This is a genomic window from Exiguobacterium sp. KKBO11 (assembly GCF_001644945.1).
Lineage (GTDB): Bacteria > Bacillota > Bacilli > Exiguobacteriales > Exiguobacteriaceae > Exiguobacterium_A > Exiguobacterium_A abrahamii.
In genome coordinates, this window is record NZ_LUCU01000022.1 from 673,734 (window position 1) to 689,722 (window position 15,989).

Annotated in this window: 12 protein-coding genes; 5 read left to right on the plus strand and 7 right to left on the minus strand. The window is 45.1% G+C overall.

Annotated features, from left to right (window positions below; all coding sequences use genetic code 11):
• Nucleotides 1-82 precede the first annotated feature (82 nt).
• The 6 genes from AYO36_RS10470 to AYO36_RS10495 all read right to left on the minus strand — a co-directional run bounded on the left by AYO36_RS10470 (nucleotide 83) and on the right by AYO36_RS10495 (nucleotide 8,796).
• Nucleotides 83-2,383, minus strand: coding sequence for a glycoside hydrolase family 65 protein (locus AYO36_RS10470; RefSeq protein ID WP_064300349.1), 2,301 nt, complete (start codon nucleotides 2,381-2,383; stop codon nucleotides 83-85).
• Between the two features lie 227 nt (nucleotides 2,384-2,610).
• A complete protein-coding gene (locus AYO36_RS10475) occupies nucleotides 2,611-3,642 on the minus strand; it encodes a LacI family DNA-binding transcriptional regulator (protein ID WP_035398727.1) in 1,032 nt (343 codons plus the stop codon).
• Between the two features lie 34 nt (nucleotides 3,643-3,676).
• Complete coding sequence (locus tag AYO36_RS10480; protein WP_064300350.1) at nucleotides 3,677-5,200, minus strand: alpha-amylase family glycosyl hydrolase; 1,524 nt, start codon at nucleotides 5,198-5,200, stop codon at nucleotides 3,677-3,679.
• A gap of 22 nt (nucleotides 5,201-5,222) precedes the next feature.
• Nucleotides 5,223-6,056: a sugar ABC transporter permease gene (locus AYO36_RS10485; protein ID WP_050677686.1), complete on the minus strand. Its 834-nt coding sequence runs from the start codon at nucleotides 6,054-6,056 to the stop codon at nucleotides 5,223-5,225.
• Nucleotide 6,057: 1 nt separating this feature from the next.
• Nucleotides 6,058-7,413, minus strand: a complete 1,356-nt coding sequence (locus AYO36_RS10490; RefSeq protein ID WP_023467408.1) for a carbohydrate ABC transporter permease — start codon at nucleotides 7,411-7,413, stop codon at nucleotides 6,058-6,060.
• 126 nt (nucleotides 7,414-7,539) lie between these two features.
• Nucleotides 7,540-8,796 carry an extracellular solute-binding protein gene (locus AYO36_RS10495; RefSeq protein ID WP_197484522.1) on the minus strand — a complete coding sequence of 419 codons (1,257 nt, stop codon included), beginning with the start codon at nucleotides 8,794-8,796 and terminating at the stop codon, nucleotides 7,540-7,542.
• Between the two features lie 455 nt (nucleotides 8,797-9,251).
• Between AYO36_RS10495 and AYO36_RS10500 the strand changes: the two genes are divergently transcribed.
• On the plus strand, nucleotides 9,252-11,039 hold the full coding sequence (locus AYO36_RS10500; RefSeq protein WP_064300352.1) for a glycoside hydrolase family 13 protein: 1,788 nt from the start codon (nucleotides 9,252-9,254) through the stop codon (nucleotides 11,037-11,039).
• Nucleotides 11,040-11,178: 139 nt separating this feature from the next.
• On the plus strand, nucleotides 11,179-12,330 hold the full coding sequence (locus tag AYO36_RS10505; protein ID WP_064300353.1) for a cation:proton antiporter: 1,152 nt from the start codon (nucleotides 11,179-11,181) through the stop codon (nucleotides 12,328-12,330).
• 58 nt (nucleotides 12,331-12,388) lie between these two features.
• On the opposite strand, the gene AYO36_RS10510 is transcribed toward AYO36_RS10505, so the two are convergent.
• Complete coding sequence (locus AYO36_RS10510; protein WP_064300354.1) at nucleotides 12,389-13,162, minus strand: enoyl-CoA hydratase/isomerase family protein; 774 nt, start codon at nucleotides 13,160-13,162, stop codon at nucleotides 12,389-12,391.
• Nucleotides 13,163-13,355: 193 nt separating this feature from the next.
• Between AYO36_RS10510 and AYO36_RS10515 the strand changes: the two genes are divergently transcribed.
• Genes AYO36_RS10515 through pssA form a run of 3 tightly spaced genes read left to right on the plus strand, consistent with a single transcriptional unit; the run spans nucleotide 13,356 to nucleotide 15,933 of the window.
• Nucleotides 13,356-14,738 (plus strand): MATE family efflux transporter, encoded by a 1,383-nt coding sequence (locus AYO36_RS10515; protein WP_058265055.1) that lies wholly within the window; start codon nucleotides 13,356-13,358, stop codon nucleotides 14,736-14,738.
• Nucleotides 14,698-15,165: a Cys-tRNA(Pro) deacylase gene (gene ybaK, locus AYO36_RS10520; protein ID WP_064300355.1), complete on the plus strand. Its 468-nt coding sequence runs from the start codon at nucleotides 14,698-14,700 to the stop codon at nucleotides 15,163-15,165. The genes AYO36_RS10515 and ybaK overlap by 41 nt, the downstream gene beginning before the upstream one ends.
• A gap of 21 nt (nucleotides 15,166-15,186) precedes the next feature.
• The gene (pssA, locus tag AYO36_RS10525) at nucleotides 15,187-15,933 is read left to right on the plus strand and encodes a CDP-diacylglycerol--serine O-phosphatidyltransferase (RefSeq protein ID WP_174316042.1); all 747 of its coding nucleotides are present in this window, start codon (nucleotides 15,187-15,189) and stop codon (nucleotides 15,931-15,933) included.
• The last annotated feature ends 56 nt before the right edge of the window (nucleotides 15,934-15,989 follow it).

Consider the following 15,989-nt stretch of genomic DNA (forward strand, 5'->3'; position numbering starts at 1 on the left):
GTTTTCATTTGTGACAAAGGTGTCCTGATTCTTGTTACACACAAAAAAAGAACCGACTAAAAAATCGGTTCTGTTTAATCTCTTATACTGTCATCGAAGCAGGAACTGTAATCTGTCCTCCCGCCGGAACTTCTACAGTTGTTCCATGAACGTTTAAGCTGAATGCTTCGCCTTCTGTTTGAGCGATTTCGACGGCATTTGGCTGTACATGGACATGGATATGATGACCGCGCCATTGCATCCGGAATGTATAGCTCGTCCAGCCTTTTGGCAACATCGGCTTAAAGGATAACGTATCGTTTGCCACCCGTAATCCAGCGAACCCGTGGACGATCGACATCCATGATCCAACCATCGACGTGATGTGTAATCCGTCTTCCGTATCATTGTTGTAATTATCGAGGTCAAGTCGTGCTGAACGTTGGTACAGTTCGACCGCTTTTTCCTCATAGCCGACTTCCGCCGCAATGATTGAGTAGATACATGGTGATAATGACGATTCATGAACCGTGCGTGGTTCATAGAAATCGAAGTTCGCTTTTTTCTCTTCTACACTGAAGCGATCCGTCAAGAAGTAAAGACCTTGTAAGACATCTGCTTGTTTAATGAAGACAGAGCGAAGGATCCGGTCCCATGACCAATTCTGGTTTAGCGGGAGATGTTTTGGATCGAGGTCAGCGACCAAGATTTGTTCCTTATCCATGAAGCCATCCTGTTGCATGAAGATTCCAGGGGCTGCCTCATCTTTTGGATAATACATCTTCGAGTCGATATCTGCCCACTTCGCCAGCTCCTCATCCGTCAACGCTAATTGATGCATAAGTTCTTGCAAACGTTCTGGTTCTTCTTGTGCCAAATGACGGTGGACGGTCTGCGTATATTCGAGACACCATGCCGCAATCAGATTCGTATACCAGTTATTGTTGACGTTGTTCTCATATTCATTCGGTCCCGTCACGCCAAGAATCATATAGACATCCTTGTGCGGCACGTAATTGACACGGCTTGCCCAGTAGCGGGAAATCTCGACTAACACTTCAAATCCGTATTGTCCGAGATACGACGTGTCTCCCGTGTAGTTCGTGTAGTTATAAATCGCATGCGCGATTGCACCGTTCCGGTGAATTTCTTCATGTGTGATTTCCCACTCGTTGTGGCACTCTTCTCCGTTCATCGTTACCATCGGATAAAGTGCACCCTTCATTCCGACATTCTTATCCGCATTTTCTTTCGCTTGCGGTAATTGATTGTGACGATACTTGAGTAAATTCCAAGCAACTTCCGGTTTCGACGTCGCAAGGTAGAAGTTTAAGCAATATGCTTCTGTATCCCAATACGTCGCACCACCATACTTCTCGCCCGTGAATCCTTTTGGTCCGATATTCAGGCGTGAATCTTCACCTGTGTAGGTCTGGAACATATGGAAGATGTTGAAACGAATCCCTTGCTGTGCCTCGACATCTCCTTCAATTTTCACGTCCGCTTCTTCCCAGTGGTGCAACCAAGCTGCTTCATGTGTCGCAAGCAATGTATCAAAGCCTGATTCGAATGCGACGTGAACCCGTTTCATCGCTTGCTCCAATAGCGCATCGATTTCATGGTCGCGATTCGTTACGAGTGCGACGAATTTTTCGACTGTGACACCCTCACCTACTGCGGCTTGTTTCGTGAAACGATTCGCGACGTACTGCGTATTGCCATCGACGACCTCACATCGTGCGCCTTCGACATCCGTGATCATCGCTGCCGTCACATGCCAATCGAGCTTTTTCGTTTTTGCTGTGACATAACCGAACCGTTCTTCAATTCCGTGTTCGACAGGAAGCCAGAACTTCTCGTCATAGTTCGAGTCTTCATTTTCAACATCTGCATCGAGATACGATTCAATGACGATTTCTGCTTCAAAATTGACAGGTGTCACCGTATATTGCAAGGCAGCGATTTCTTTATCAACGATCGAGAAGAAACGCTTGGATTCGACTTTCGTTTCCTCTACCCCATTCTTCAATAGCATCGTCCGTGTCAACACACCGTGTTGCATATCAAGTTCGCGTTTGAAGTCGATGACTTCCCACGTGTTCAAATCAACAGCTTTTCCGTTGACGGATACTTTCAATCCCATGATATTGACAGCATTGAGTACTTTCGCAAAGTACTCTGGATAACCGTTTTTCCACCAGCCGACACGTGTCTTATCCGGATAGTAAACACCTGCGACATACATGCCTTGATGCGTGTCCCCTGTGTACTCTTCTTCAAACGTCCCGCGCATTCCCATATGACCGTTTCCGATCGATGTCATCGATTCTGCCAATCGATTATCTTCTGGATGAAAACCAAGCTCTGTAATTTTCCACTCATTGACCTCAAAAAGTCGTTTCATCGTCAAGTCGCTCCTTTTTATGCTACGCATGTCGGTCACCCTGATCATGTAAGCGTTTCATCTATACTATACATTCTTTATTGTACACATAAAAAGCATCAATGCAATCGTTTGCACGAAAATAAATTTCTTTTTCTGCAACCGCTTCCTTTTACTAGAAATCGATATCCATTTGAATCAAAAAAAGTCTATTTTCAAACCAATCGGCTTAAAAATAGACTGTCGTTTCATGCTTCAGATTTTCCGCCACAAGACTGACGGACGACGAGATAATGCGGCACGATGACGCGCTTCCCATAAGGGGTCGCATCTTCATTGATTTGTTCAATCAAACAATTCGTCGCTTCAAAACCAAGTCCAAAGATATTGATTTCAACAGAAGTCAACGGCGGGCTTGAGAATTCTGCGATGAACAAGTTATTGAAACTGACGACGGCCATTTGATCCGGCACACCGATCCCCATCTCATTCAGTGTACTCATGACACCAAGTGCCATCATATCGTCACTGACGACGACGGCCGTCGGCGGATGTTCAAGCGACATCAGTCGTTTGACTGCCTCAGCGCCTCCTGTCGTCATGAATGGTGCACTGACGATGTAGGATTCTTGAATCGGAATACCCTCTTCCATGAGAGCCGTCTTGTAACCCCCGACACGTTCTTGCGTCACAGCTAGGTCCTGTGCGCCTCCGACGAATGCGATACACTCATGCCCAAGTTGATGCAAGTACTTCGTCACTTCGCGACCGGCTAGATAATTATCCGTATCGACATATGTGACATGTGATGAATCACTGAATGGTTTTCCGACGACGACGAACGGAAACTTCGAATCTTGCAGAAATTGAACAACTTTGTCATCCGTACGGGAATACAGTACGACGACACCATCGACACGACGGCCCTGAACCATCGACACGACACCTTCATATACTTCTTCTTCCGAGACACCTGTCGTCATATATAACGAATATCCATTTTGATGCGCTTTTGTACTGATTCCTCGAATGACCTCCGAAAAGAACGGGTTTTGTAGCGTTTTCGTTGCAGCACTTGGCATGACGAGACCAATCGCTTGTGTCGTTCGATTCGCTAGACTGCGAGCATGAACGTTCGGATAATATCCGAGCTCATCCATCGCCTGCCGCACCCGTTCCTTCGTCTTTTGACTGATGCGTGAACTATTCGCAATGACGCGTGATACCGTCGAGGGTGCGACATTCGCTTCCCGTGCTACATCCTTGATTGTTACCTGCATCCCCTTCACCTCACATTTCCCCTAGTTAAGTATTTTATTTTGTCTGACGTTGCATGCGTTTACGGTGAACGAGAAGAAGTATGAGCGCTAAAATCGGAGCGATCGCACCAATTGCGATGATCGACCACCAGTTTACTTGTGACTTTTCGATGACATAGCTGTTCGCACTATTTGCATCAAGCGTGATCTCATAGGCGTCACCATCTTGACGCACCAAGTCTGAGAACAAAAGTCCTCTTAAACGCTGGTCATCACCGATTTCTTTCGCAGACACGCGTAAGCTCGTCTTTTTTTCTCCAAGATTGATCGCGTAAACGACTTGTTGTTGTTTCGTCTCCCGTGAGTAGACTGCCATATGATCGGTTTTTGCGATCAAGCGTTGCTTCCCTGTTGCAAACGCTGGGTAGTCCTGCCGCATCTCGTTCAACGTTTTTACGTACTGTTGCATCTTCTTGTTTTGATCAAATGTCATCATCATCCGGTTTCCAGGATCCTCGCCACCTGGCATCGCTACCTCTGTTCCTTGGTAGACGATCGGCATCCCCGGGGCAGCATAGAGTGCGAACAGCGCCAACCGAAGCTGCCGTTCCTCTTCGTCTGCTCCACCAATCTTTGCTTCCGTGATGAAGCGCTTGACATCATGATTATCAATGAAGGTTGCAAGTCCCTTGGCATTCGGATTAAACGTAGTATCTCGATTATAAACTGAATCGAGCTCTTCCGCTGAACCATTTTTGCGGGCAAACTGATCCTTGACTCCATAATAAAACGGGAAGTTCGTCACGGAATCAAAACCTAATTTTGAATAGGACGCGATTTTTCGCGGATCTCCATCGAATACTTCAGCCAACAAGAATAAGTCCGGATGCTTTTCTTTGACTGCTGGGATAAACGTTTCCCAAAATGAGGCTGGCACATGGCGAACCGTATCGAGCCGGTATCCGTCTATACCCGTTTCATCGACCCAGTAGTTCGCGACATCAACTAAATAATCGACGACTTCCGGATTTTCCGTATTGAAGTCCGGTAAATCGAACAGCCAGTTATTCTCGACTTCCGACGGGTTATTCCAGTTCATGATTGGTTGATTTTTATGGAACCACTCCGGTTTTTCTTTCACCATCGGATGATTTGGTCCTAAATGATTGACGACAAGATCAAGGACGACCTTGATATCCCGGTCATGTGCTTCTTTAACGAGACGTTTAAACTCTTCTTTTGTTCCGAAGTGCGGATCAATCTCGTAATAATCATCCGTCCAGTATCCATGATAACCATTCGGACGGTTCTTAAAGATCGGCGTTAACCAAATCGAAGTGAATCCCTTTTCCTTGATGTAATCGAGACGTTTCGTCACGCCTGCTAAATCGCCACCTTGAAACGCTTTTGGATTTTCAGGATCCGCCTCTCGGTCATTACTCGGATCACCATTCTCGAACCGGTCCACCATGATGAAATACATTCGTTCTTTTTCCCAACCTGCTGCTTCACCCGTCATCGGCTGAAGCCCGATAGACAAGAGAAGCGGCAAGAGGAGAAGCATTATGCCTCGTCTCATGCCGCTGATTTCCCCCTTATGATTATCCTTTTGTTCCACCTGCTGTCAATCCAGACACGAAGAAGCGCTGGAATGCGAAGAAGAGAAGAACGATTGGAACTGCTGATAATACGGCACCTGCCGCAAATAACGTGAAGTTATTGTCGAACTGCTCCGACACCATGTTGTACAACCCGACCGCAAGTGTCTGTTTCTCAGGAGAACGCAGAACGAGCGATGCTAAAATGAAGTCGTTGAATGGTGCCATGAAGTTGAACAACGCGATGACGGCGACCATCGGTTTTGCGAGCGGTAAGATGATTTGCCAGAAGATTCGTAAGTGACCGGCACCATCCATCCGTGCCGCCTCATCGAGTTCTTTTGGAATCGTATCGAAATATCCTTTTGCAAGATACGTATTCATTGGAATCGCGCCACCCGAGTAGAGTAGGATGAGCGCCAGATGCGTATCAAACAATTCTAACATATTAAGCAAGACATAAATCGCAATAATGGCAACGAATTGCGGTACCATCTGCAACACAAGGAACAAGATTAGTGAATTTTTCCGACCGACGAAGCGATAGCGTGAAAAAATGTATCCTGTTAACGTGATTAGAGCGACGGAGACGACCATCGTGATGACGGCAATCTTGATTGTGTTTAAATACCACATGCCATAATCCGTTTTTGATGGATCAAACAAATCGAAGTAGTGAATCAAAGTCGGATTACTTGGGAAGATATCCGATGTAATACTTTTCCCTGGGTTAAGTGAAGTCCCAACAACCCAAAGGAGTGGATAAACGATAATGATGGAGGCGATCGTCAAAATGAGATATGACAACGCCATGTTGATTCGGTTTTGTTTTCTCATATTAGATCATATCCTCATCTTTGAATGATTTTGAACGCTTGAACTGAATGACGGCAATCGTCATGATGAAGAACGACAACACAAGCGTGATCGCTGCTGCGAATCCATACTGCGGGTTCGCGCCAAGCGACAATTTGTAAATCCACGAAATCAAGATATCCGTTCCACCAGCCGATTGACCCGGTACTGCCGGTCCACCGTTGTTGAAGAGATAGATGATATTGAAGTTATTGAAGTTGAACGTATACTGCGTAATCAAGATCGGTGCTGTTGCGAAAAGAATCATCGGCAATGTGATCAAGCGGAACTTCTCTCCTGCTGTCGCTCCATCGATTGTTGCTGCCTCATAAAGATCTTCTGGTATCGACTGCAAGATCCCCGTCGTCAGTGTCATGATGTATGGGAAACCTAACCACCACTGAATCCCGATCAAGGCAAGCTTCGTATACGTCGGATCTGTCATCCAGTCGACACCGTCAGTAAGACCGATCGCTGGTAATAACGTCGTATTGAAAACACCGAATGTCTCATTGAACATCGAGCGGAAGATCAAGATTGTAATGAAGGCTGGTACTGCCCATGACAGGATCAAGATGGAACGGAAGAACCGTTTTCCTTTGAGTCCTTTTTGGTTAAGCAAGACTGCAAGTCCGATACCGATCGCGATGACACCTGTCGTCGAAGCGACGGTCCAGACAAGCGTCCAACCAAGAACGCTGACGAATGTATCGCGGAAAATATCAACCGTAAAGATATTCAAGAAGTTTTGAATCCCGATCCAGTCGACCAACTTCGCTGGAGGCGAGTTGTTGAACTTATAGTTCGTAAAAGCAATCAAGAAAGTAAAGATCAACGGTAAGACGACCGTGAACACCAAAAGCACTAATGAAGGAATCAACATCGCGTACGGGAATCCATTATCGCGGAAGTTCCGTAGTTGCATCTTCAAGGAAGGTACTTCGAGGTTCATGTCGCGCAACTTACCGATTCGATACGCATCGATAAAGTTCCAGACGTAAATGGCGATACCAAAGACAAGTAAAATCAAGGCAATGATGCCCTCGACCATTAGAAAGATCGAGTGATCCCCCCTTACGCCTGGTACCTCACCGAGTGTAATCAAGCCCCAGATCGCTCCGCGATCGCCAGGACCATTTCCGGCTCCTTTGAAGAACAGTTCAAAGTTGACGAGAAAATATGATAGTACGACGACAAAAAATGTCGCGCCTTTAAGGAATTGTTTATTGTATAGTTGTCCCACTCCTGGAATGATCGACATCAGCGCCGCAATCGTGCGGTGGTTCGTCTTTTTTTCAGGCGTTGGATTCGTCGGGTGTGGTGTTGCAATCGCAGCCATCGTCCGTTCTCCTTTCCAAAGGTCATGTCTGACCTCAGGCTTCTCTTCCAACCATAAAGATGAGGGGGAATCCAAGATCCCCCTCTCTTTATCTCTTTGTCATGGATTCACGCGTTCCATTTACGCTTATTGATTGTTAGCTTCGATTTGTTGCTTGATTTGTTTGACAGCATCATCAGCTGATTTCTGTGCGTCTTGTTTGTTTGTTGCAACAAGCTGAAGTGCTGCTGCCATTGGTTCCCAAACTTGACCCATCTCAGCGATGTTCGGCATTGGCACACCGTTTTTCGATTGTGCGAAGACTGCTGCTGCGACTTCGTTATCCTTGATTGCTGCATCTTCTTGAAGAGCAGTGACTGGTGGGATTTCATTGTATTTTTCGAACATTGCTTTAGCGTTTTCTTCACCTGTGAGTGATGCCAAGAACTTCTCAGCCCACTCTGCATTTTCCGAGTATGCTGAAATCGCGTATGTTTTTACACCAACGAATGTTTTGATCGGCTCACCGTTTGGAAGTTTCGGAAGTGCTGAAGCTCCAAGATTGATGCCTTTTTCTTTATAGCTCGCAACTGCCCATGGACCGTTCATGACAGCAACAGCTTTTTTATCGCCGAAGAGTTGATCAAGTGCTTGACCACCGCCACCACCGATGAGACCTTTCGGGAAGAGACCTTCTTTGTACCACTTGCCGATGTAATCCATACCTTCGACAGCACCTTCATTGTTCAAGCCGATATCTGCTGGATCCAATTTGCCACCGTTGTCTTTGAAGACATAACCACCGTATCCACCGATTGGACCGTGTGCGAAGTAGAAGTTATCCCAAAGCGCGAGGAATCCGTATTTGCCGTCTTTCTTTTGCTCTGTTGAGATCTTGTACAGATCATCCATTGAAGCTGGTGCTTCTTTTAATTCATCTTTATTGAAAAGGAGGATGGGTGTTTCAACTGCTTTCGGATATCCGTAGACTTTACCATCAAACGTTACTGCTGATTTCGCTGTATCGATGAATGGCTCAAGTGCTTTTTCGCCATCCTTGAGTTCCGCGATCAAGCCTTGGTCAACGACTGTACCGATTTGGTCGTGTGGAAGAAGCATGATATCCGGCCCTTTACCTGCTGGTCCGTCAAGTGCTACTTTCTTTTGCTGATCTGTCATCTTGACTTCTTTAACTTCGACTTTGACGCCTTCTTTTTCTTCGAACGCTTTAGCTGCCGCTTTAGTCGTTTCAGCTTTTTCAGTGTCTTCCCAGATGACGATCTTGCTTGGTTTTTTACTGCCTGAATCTGAAGATGATGATTCAGAATCCGATCCACCGCCACATGCTGCAAGCGCACCAATTGCCATGACAGATACAGAGAGACCTGCTACGAATTTTTTCATTTCCATGATTGAAATTTCCTCCCCAAGTTAACTTATGAATGATAAGTTTTAATGCACAACGTTTGCATAAAGGCACAACCATTTTCTCATGATAACAACCGAGTGGTTGTAAGCGTTTTATGAAAACGTTTGCATCACCTTTACATTTTTATTATACAATCTAAAATCCTTTTGACAAGTCCTTTTATTCAATTATTTTCTTACATTTCAAAAACTTTTTATTTTTGATTTCATTATTTGAATCAAATGCTAAAGAGAATAAGTGTGTAAAAAGAAAACGTTTTCATTTTTATAGTTTGCACTACATGATGCAAACGATTGCATCATACTCTCGACTTTTATCAGGAATCCTTGATTTCACGGGATTGGAATTGACTTTAAGAAAGCGCTTTACTATTCTTAGGTCGAAGACATAATCAATACGATGCAAGCGATTGCGTTAAGGAGTGACTGCCATGTTCAAAGAAGCTGTGTTTCACCGTGCGATGTCTCCATTCGTCTATAAGTACGATGAGCGAACAATCCACATCCGTTTACAAACGAAAAAAAATGACGTTGATCGCGTCGATTTGATTTGGGGCGATCCATACGATTGGCATACTGAAAATCCAGATGCTGCCGATTGGAACTTCGATCCCTCGAAATCAAACTACTGGAATACATTTGAAACACCGATGAAGCGAAGTGGATCAGATGAGTTATACGATTATTGGTTCATCGATGTTGTTCCTCCCTTCCGTCGTCTACGATATGGTTTCCGTCTCCATGACGGTGCAACGAGTCATGTATTCACGGAACGTGGATGGTTTGATGAAAAACCGCTCGATGATACAGGCTACTATTTCTGCGTTCCTTTCCTTAATGCAGTCGACGTATTCACTGCACCAGATTGGGTCCAGGATACGGTTTGGTATCAAATCTTCCCAGATCGCTTTGCAAATGGCGATGCGACGAATGATCCAGCTGGTACACTTCCATGGAATAGTACAGCACCAACGACGACGAATCTTTTCGGTGGAGATTTCCAAGGGGTCATCGATCACATCGATTATCTCGTTGAGCTTGGTATCACTGGTATTTACTTCTGCCCCATCTTCTTGGCGAAATCGAATCATAAATATGACACAATCGATTACTTAGAAATTGATCCACAATTCGGTACGAAAGAGAAATTTAAGGAAATGGTCGATCTGTTACACGCACACGGGATTCGCATCATGTTAGATGCCGTTTTCAATCATGCCGGCTTCCACCATAAAGCATTCGCTGACATCCGTGAACATGGTAGTCACTCCACCTATAAAGAGTGGTTCCACCTGCGTGATTTCCCGCTCGTGACAGAACCATTGCCGAACTACGATACGTTTGCTTTCGTTCCTGAGATGCCGAAATTCAATACCGAGAACGATGAAGTAAAGTCATACTTACTCCATGTCGCCCGCTACTGGGTCGAAGAATTCGGAATCGATGGCTGGCGACTCGACGTCGCCAACGAAGTCGATCACGCATTTTGGCGTGATTTCCGTCAAGTCGTCAAGGAAGTCAATCCTGATGCGTATATCCTTGGTGAAATTTGGCATGACTCACAGGAATGGTTGCTCGGTGACCAGTTTGACGCCGTCATGAACTATCCATTTACGAATGCCGCCTTGAACTTCTTTGCCTTAGATAAGACTAAAGCAACTTCGTATGCGAATGATATGTCACATGTATTGTTCTCAAACACGATGAATGTCAATGAAGTGACCTTTAATTTAATCGGTTCACACGATACACCACGTGCGTTGACGCGCGCTGGCAATAACAAACAGAAGCTTCGTCTTCTCTTGTTATCGATGTTGACGTTCTCGGGTAGTCCCGTCATCTATTATGGTGATGAAATCGGTCTCGATGGCGATCAAGATCCAGGCTGCCGAAAATGCATGCCATGGGATCCAGAGGAGCAGGATCAGGAGTTATTCGCCTATACGCGACACTTGTTACAGCTTCGAAAGCAGCATAAGACGCTTGCGAACAAAGGACATATCTCTTTCGTTCATGCGAATGATGAGACGAATACAATCATCATGCGTCGCATGAGCCCGGAAGGATTATATTATATCTACTTCAACAATTCAGATGCTCCCGTTTCGTTGACCGCTCCACAAGCTGGTCGGGGGCTTGATTTATTGACGAACACGCACCAGCAGACACTTGATGTCTCTCTCCCTGCGTATTCGGGAACGATCGTTCAAGTCTTATAATTATCTAAAAGCCTGTACACTCACCTTCTAAAAAGAAGTTTGTGTCCAGGCTTTTTTCTGTATCCGTTCTTCAGGAGAGAAACAAGTTAATGAATGCCATCGAATTAGGGTATAGGGTACAGAAAGGAGGACATCCTCCATGGAAATTTTTTTTTACGCCGGTCTCATCCTCATCGGCTTGTTTACGATCAGTTACTTGAGTGAACGATTCCACGTCCCGAGTATTCTGGCCTTCATCTTGATCGGAATCGTCCTTGGATTCTATTACGACCCTCCCGAAGAGCTGAAACTCGGGGGAGAAGCGGGCATCATCGTCCTGTTCTTTTTACTCGGTCTAAAATTTTCAGTGGCGGACTTGCTGATTCAGCTCCGTTCCATTTGGAAAGCGGGAGTCATTGATATTCTACTTTCGTTTGGTGGGACTATCCTATTGACCCTATCGTTTGGCTTTTCAGTCGCCGAATCGTTTTTGATTGGCTGTGTCTTATATGCGACGAGTTCTTCGATTTCTGCTCGGCTGCTCGATCGGGAACCGGATAAACATCAGGATGTGAATCGCTTCGTGCTGTCCTTACTCGTTTTCGAAGATTTGATGGCACCACTCCTACTGACGACGGCCCCGTTCGTTTTAGGGACTGAGACGTTTTCGGTTGCCAAAATCAGCATCATCTTTCTCGGGTTCGCCTTCTTATTCATTGCTTTAATCATCATGACGTTGTTCATCCGAAGACGGAAACGTCTCGTCGATTCCCTCTACCGTCATCCTGATGCCGGCATCGGAATCATCGGCTTGATCTTATTGTTTTCTGGAATTGGAATCTTATTTGGTCTATCCGAAGTACTTGGTGCCTTCATCATCGGTATTTTGTTAACCGAACTGGATGAGACGCGTTATCTTAGACGACTAGTCACTCCGTTCCAAGACTTATTATTACCATTGTTCTTTATTACATTCGGAATGTCATTCGAATTGACTGACGGATTACCGATTGATCTATTTTTCTTCGCTCTTGTCATTTGGGGAGTCGTCTCTAAATTTTTAGTCGGTTACCTCGGCGGAAGGTCCTTTGGTTTATCGAATTATCATGCGATCGAATCTGGCTTTTGTTTGGGTCCACGTGGTGAATTTTCGATACTTTTCATCACGCTCGCTAGTGGCGCATTCGTGACGTTGACCGGGATATACATTTTTGTTTCTGCTTTTCTCGGAATTCTATTATTCCGTATCTCTACAGGATTGACGAACCGTACACATGCGACTGCACGAAAAATCAAAAAGAAATTGAATTAAAAAGACGTCGGCGCATCATGCGTTTCCGACGTCTTTCTTCTATAATATGTTCTTCGACTCATCGTCCGACAAAAACAGGGCGTTTTTTTTCGATGAAGGATTCAACAGCATGACGATGATCTTCCGTTTTTCCAGCACGTGACTGATATATGATTTCTTGAGCAAGCATTTCCTCCAAGTTATTTTCATAACTCGCTGCTTGCAGCTGCTTGATGTACCCGATCACTTTTGTCGGACGATCTGCCAGCTGACGAGCAAACGCTGTGACCTCTTCTACAAATTTCTCTGATTCGATACTTCGTGTCGCAAGATTGAGCGAAACGGCTTCGTCTGCTGAAATCGTGTCACCGAGTAACGCAAGCTCCGTTGCTTTTGCCGCACCGATTAGTCGAGGTAAGAAATACGGCGCTCCTGCATCCGGGACAAGACCGATATTGATGAATCCGAGCGACAATTTCGCTTCAGCGTGGACGAGCCGGAAATCGCAGGCCAGCGTCAATGATAAACCGGCACCTGCCGCTACACCATTGATGGCAGCGATCGTCGGTTTCTTTGATTTAGCGAGTGCCCGAACGACAGGATGGTAATACTGCTGTAGATATTCACCATGATCGAGCTCAGGCGAGACGGTTTTCAAATCTTGCCCTGCACAAAATCCACGTCCTTCACCAGTCAAGACGATGACACGTACTTCCTCATCCTGATTCGCTTCTTCTAGAGCGTCTGCCAACTCCTCTAGTAAATTCGACGTTAATGCATTCAGTTGTTTGGGTCGAGCTAGCGTTAGCGTTGCAATTTGATCCTTGACGACATAATGCATTTCTCGTTTCATCGGATTCCCCTACCTTTAAAAAATGAATGATTGTTCATTATGATGTATTCGTGATATTTTATGAAAATCCTTTTAAATCTCTTTTTTTTCGATGAAAGACAAAAAACCCTCTTTCATTATGAAAATCGAAGGCGTATAGTTTCAAAAAGATAAAGAAACACTATTCGTTTTATGAAACAAAGGGGATTTATTTATGAAAACAGTCAAGCAACCAAGCTTATTCCACATTACGTGGCCATTATTCATCGAGATTGCATTGCATATGAGCCTCGGGATCATTGCAACGTTGATTTTAAGTTATTACTCAGATAGCGCCGCTGCAGCAGTCGGTGTATCCAATCAAATTTTGAACATCTTCATTATTCTCTTTAACATCACCTCGGTCGGTGCAACGATCATCATTGGTCAGTACCTCGGTGCAAGAAAGACGCAAAACGCTCGTCAAACGGCTCGTTCTGCTTTTGCGATTAACTTGTATACCGGTCTCATCGTTTCTCTGACCGTGGTGTTGTTCGGAAGACAACTCCTTGGATTTTTCTCGTTAGAAGGAGAGACACTCGTCTATGGCGAAACGTTCATTAAGATCGTTGGTCTGTTCCTTTTCTTAGAAGCCATCTCATTGACACTGGGTGCGATTCTCCGGAGTCATGGATTCACTAAAAATGCTATGTACGTCACGCTACTCATGAATTTCGTTAGTGCTTTTGGTAACGTCATCGCTGTTCTTGGACTCTTCGGCATTCCCGTTCTCGGTGTTGCTGGTGTCGCTTGGTCGATCGTCATCGCCCGGACAATCGCTGTCCTTGTGTTGTTCTTTGTCGTTTACCGCAAACTTTCTTTACGTTTTACAGTAAAAGACTTGATTCATTTTAATCGTGAGGATGTGAAACGAATCATGAACATCGGAATCCCATCTGCTGGTGAAGGGATCTCCTATCAATTCTCACAACTCATCATCACAGGATTCATCGCAACAATTGGTGAAGCAGCATTGTCTGCTCGTGTTTATGTATCAAACATCACGATGCTTTGTTTCCTATTTACGCTTGCCATCGCTCAAGGAACGCAGTTACTCGTCGCACGCCAAGTTGGTGCTCAACAATTTGAACAAGCATACGGACGTGCTGTGAAAACATTGAAGATTGCTGTTTTCGCAAGCTTCATCTCAGCTGTCGCTCTTGCTTCATTCGGTTCATCGATTCTATCAGTGTTCACATCGAGTCCTGAAATCATTGCAATCGGTATCCCACTACTCTGGGCAAGCGTCATTCTTGAACCAGGTCGCGCGATGAACATCGTGCTCATGGGAACTCTTAAATCGGCAGGAGATGTTCGTTTCCCTGTCGCCATCGGTATTCTATCGATGTGGGGAATCGCGGTCGTCCTCAGTTATACACTTGGTCTTGGTTTCGGTCTCGGTTTACTTGGAATCTGGATTGCCTTCTCTGCTGACGAATGGTTCCGTGGCATTTTCGCCATGAAACGTTGGCACGGACGGAAATGGGTCCAATACTCACTCGTCAAAGGAGAAACACATGAGCAAAACGAACGTCGAGAGGCTTCTGAAGCAGTCTAAGATTGACTTCGAATCCCTCACTTATCCTGTTGATCTTGATGATTTATCTGCTGAAGCCGTCGCTAGAAAGATTAATTACCCCCTTTCGACCATTTTTAAAACCCTTGTTTTGAAAATGGTCGAAAATAAATATGTCTTCGTCGTCATTTCGGGGGAAGAAGAACTCTCTCTAAAGGCAGCGGCTAAAGCATTGCATTCGAAAAAAGTCGCGCTTGTTCCGATGAAGGAGTTAGAAGACCTGACTGGCTATATTCGAGGTGGTGTCTCTGCCATCGGTGCTAAGAAGAATTTTCCGGTTCTCTTATCGGATCGTGCTATCCATGAACCATTCATCATCATATCCGCTGGAAAACGTGGACATCAAGTTCGGTTGAATCCTCATGATTTTTTATCTTTCACTCAGGGGATTCTCTTTACGAACGGCTGAATTCCATCTCCTAATTATGGTATGATGAGTAGTATCGATGAAGTGGCAGGAGGAATCATTTTGTGGAAAGATCGTGTTCGTAATTCAATACCCAACCTATTTACGTTCGGAAATCTGTATTGTGGTTTTTTAGCCATCGTCATGGCAGCAAAAGGTGATTTTCAAAATGCCACCTTACTAATCGTCATCGCGATGATGCTTGATAGTCTGGACGGACGTCTTGCTCGGATGCTTGGTGTAGCAGGCGACTTCGGAAAAGAACTGGACTCATTAGCAGATATCGTGACATTCGGTGTCGCACCTGCAATGATGGCCTACTATACGTATTTCTATGAATTCGGAGAAGTTGGTTTACTAATCTCTGCTCTGTTCCCGTTGTTTGGCGCATTCCGTCTTGCTCGGTTTAATTTATCGGCAACGAATGTGGCATCTGCTTATTTTTCAGGTGTACCGATTACAGCGGCAGGTGGTATTTTGGCCGTCGTCACGTTGTTTAGCGGACGAATGAACGACTTGATGGTCCCACTCGTCTTTACAGGTCTTGCCTTCTTGATGGTCAGTCGTGTCAAGATTCCAAGTTTTAAAGACATTCCCGTTCCGCGCCATACGTTCGTCATCACCTTTACGTTGCTGTACGTGACGTATGTCATGATTGCGCGTAGCAATGAGTGGTCGACGTTTTGGTTCGTTGCTGTTCCGTTGTATATCGCGTTTCTCCTTTTCTCGTTCATCAAAAAGAAGAAGCAAAAACAACATTCAAACGGATGATGATAGGAAGTGGTTCGGTTTCTCTTGCGAGAAGCCGGACCACTTTTTTTATAAGA

What these genes read in the sequence shown, in the direction of transcription:
- AYO36_RS10470 (WP_064300349.1), bottom strand. Translation starts at nt 2,383, where the DNA reads ATGAAACGACTTTTTGAGGTCAATGAGTGGAAAATTACAGAGCTTGGT.
- AYO36_RS10475 (WP_035398727.1), bottom strand. Translation starts at nt 3,642, where the DNA reads ATGCAGGTAACAATCAAGGATGTAGCACGGGAAGCGAATGTCGCACCC.
- AYO36_RS10480 (WP_064300350.1), bottom strand. Translation starts at nt 5,200, where the DNA reads ATGAGACGAGGCATAATGCTTCTCCTCTTGCCGCTTCTCTTGTCTATC.
- AYO36_RS10485 (WP_050677686.1), bottom strand. Translation starts at nt 6,056, where the DNA reads ATGAGAAAACAAAACCGAATCAACATGGCGTTGTCATATCTCATTTTG.
- AYO36_RS10490 (WP_023467408.1), bottom strand. Translation starts at nt 7,413, where the DNA reads ATGGCTGCGATTGCAACACCACACCCGACGAATCCAACGCCTGAAAAA.
- AYO36_RS10495 (WP_197484522.1), bottom strand. Translation starts at nt 8,796, where the DNA reads ATGAAAAAATTCGTAGCAGGTCTCTCTGTATCTGTCATGGCAATTGGT.
- AYO36_RS10500 (WP_064300352.1), top strand. Translation starts at nt 9,252, where the DNA reads ATGTTCAAAGAAGCTGTGTTTCACCGTGCGATGTCTCCATTCGTCTAT.
- AYO36_RS10505 (WP_064300353.1), top strand. Translation starts at nt 11,179, where the DNA reads ATGGAAATTTTTTTTTACGCCGGTCTCATCCTCATCGGCTTGTTTACG.
- AYO36_RS10510 (WP_064300354.1), bottom strand. Translation starts at nt 13,162, where the DNA reads ATGAAACGAGAAATGCATTATGTCGTCAAGGATCAAATTGCAACGCTA.
- AYO36_RS10515 (WP_058265055.1), top strand. Translation starts at nt 13,356, where the DNA reads ATGAAAACAGTCAAGCAACCAAGCTTATTCCACATTACGTGGCCATTA.
- ybaK (WP_064300355.1), top strand. Translation starts at nt 14,698, where the DNA reads ATGAGCAAAACGAACGTCGAGAGGCTTCTGAAGCAGTCTAAGATTGAC.
- pssA (WP_174316042.1), top strand. Translation starts at nt 15,187, where the DNA reads ATGATGAGTAGTATCGATGAAGTGGCAGGAGGAATCATTTTGTGGAAA.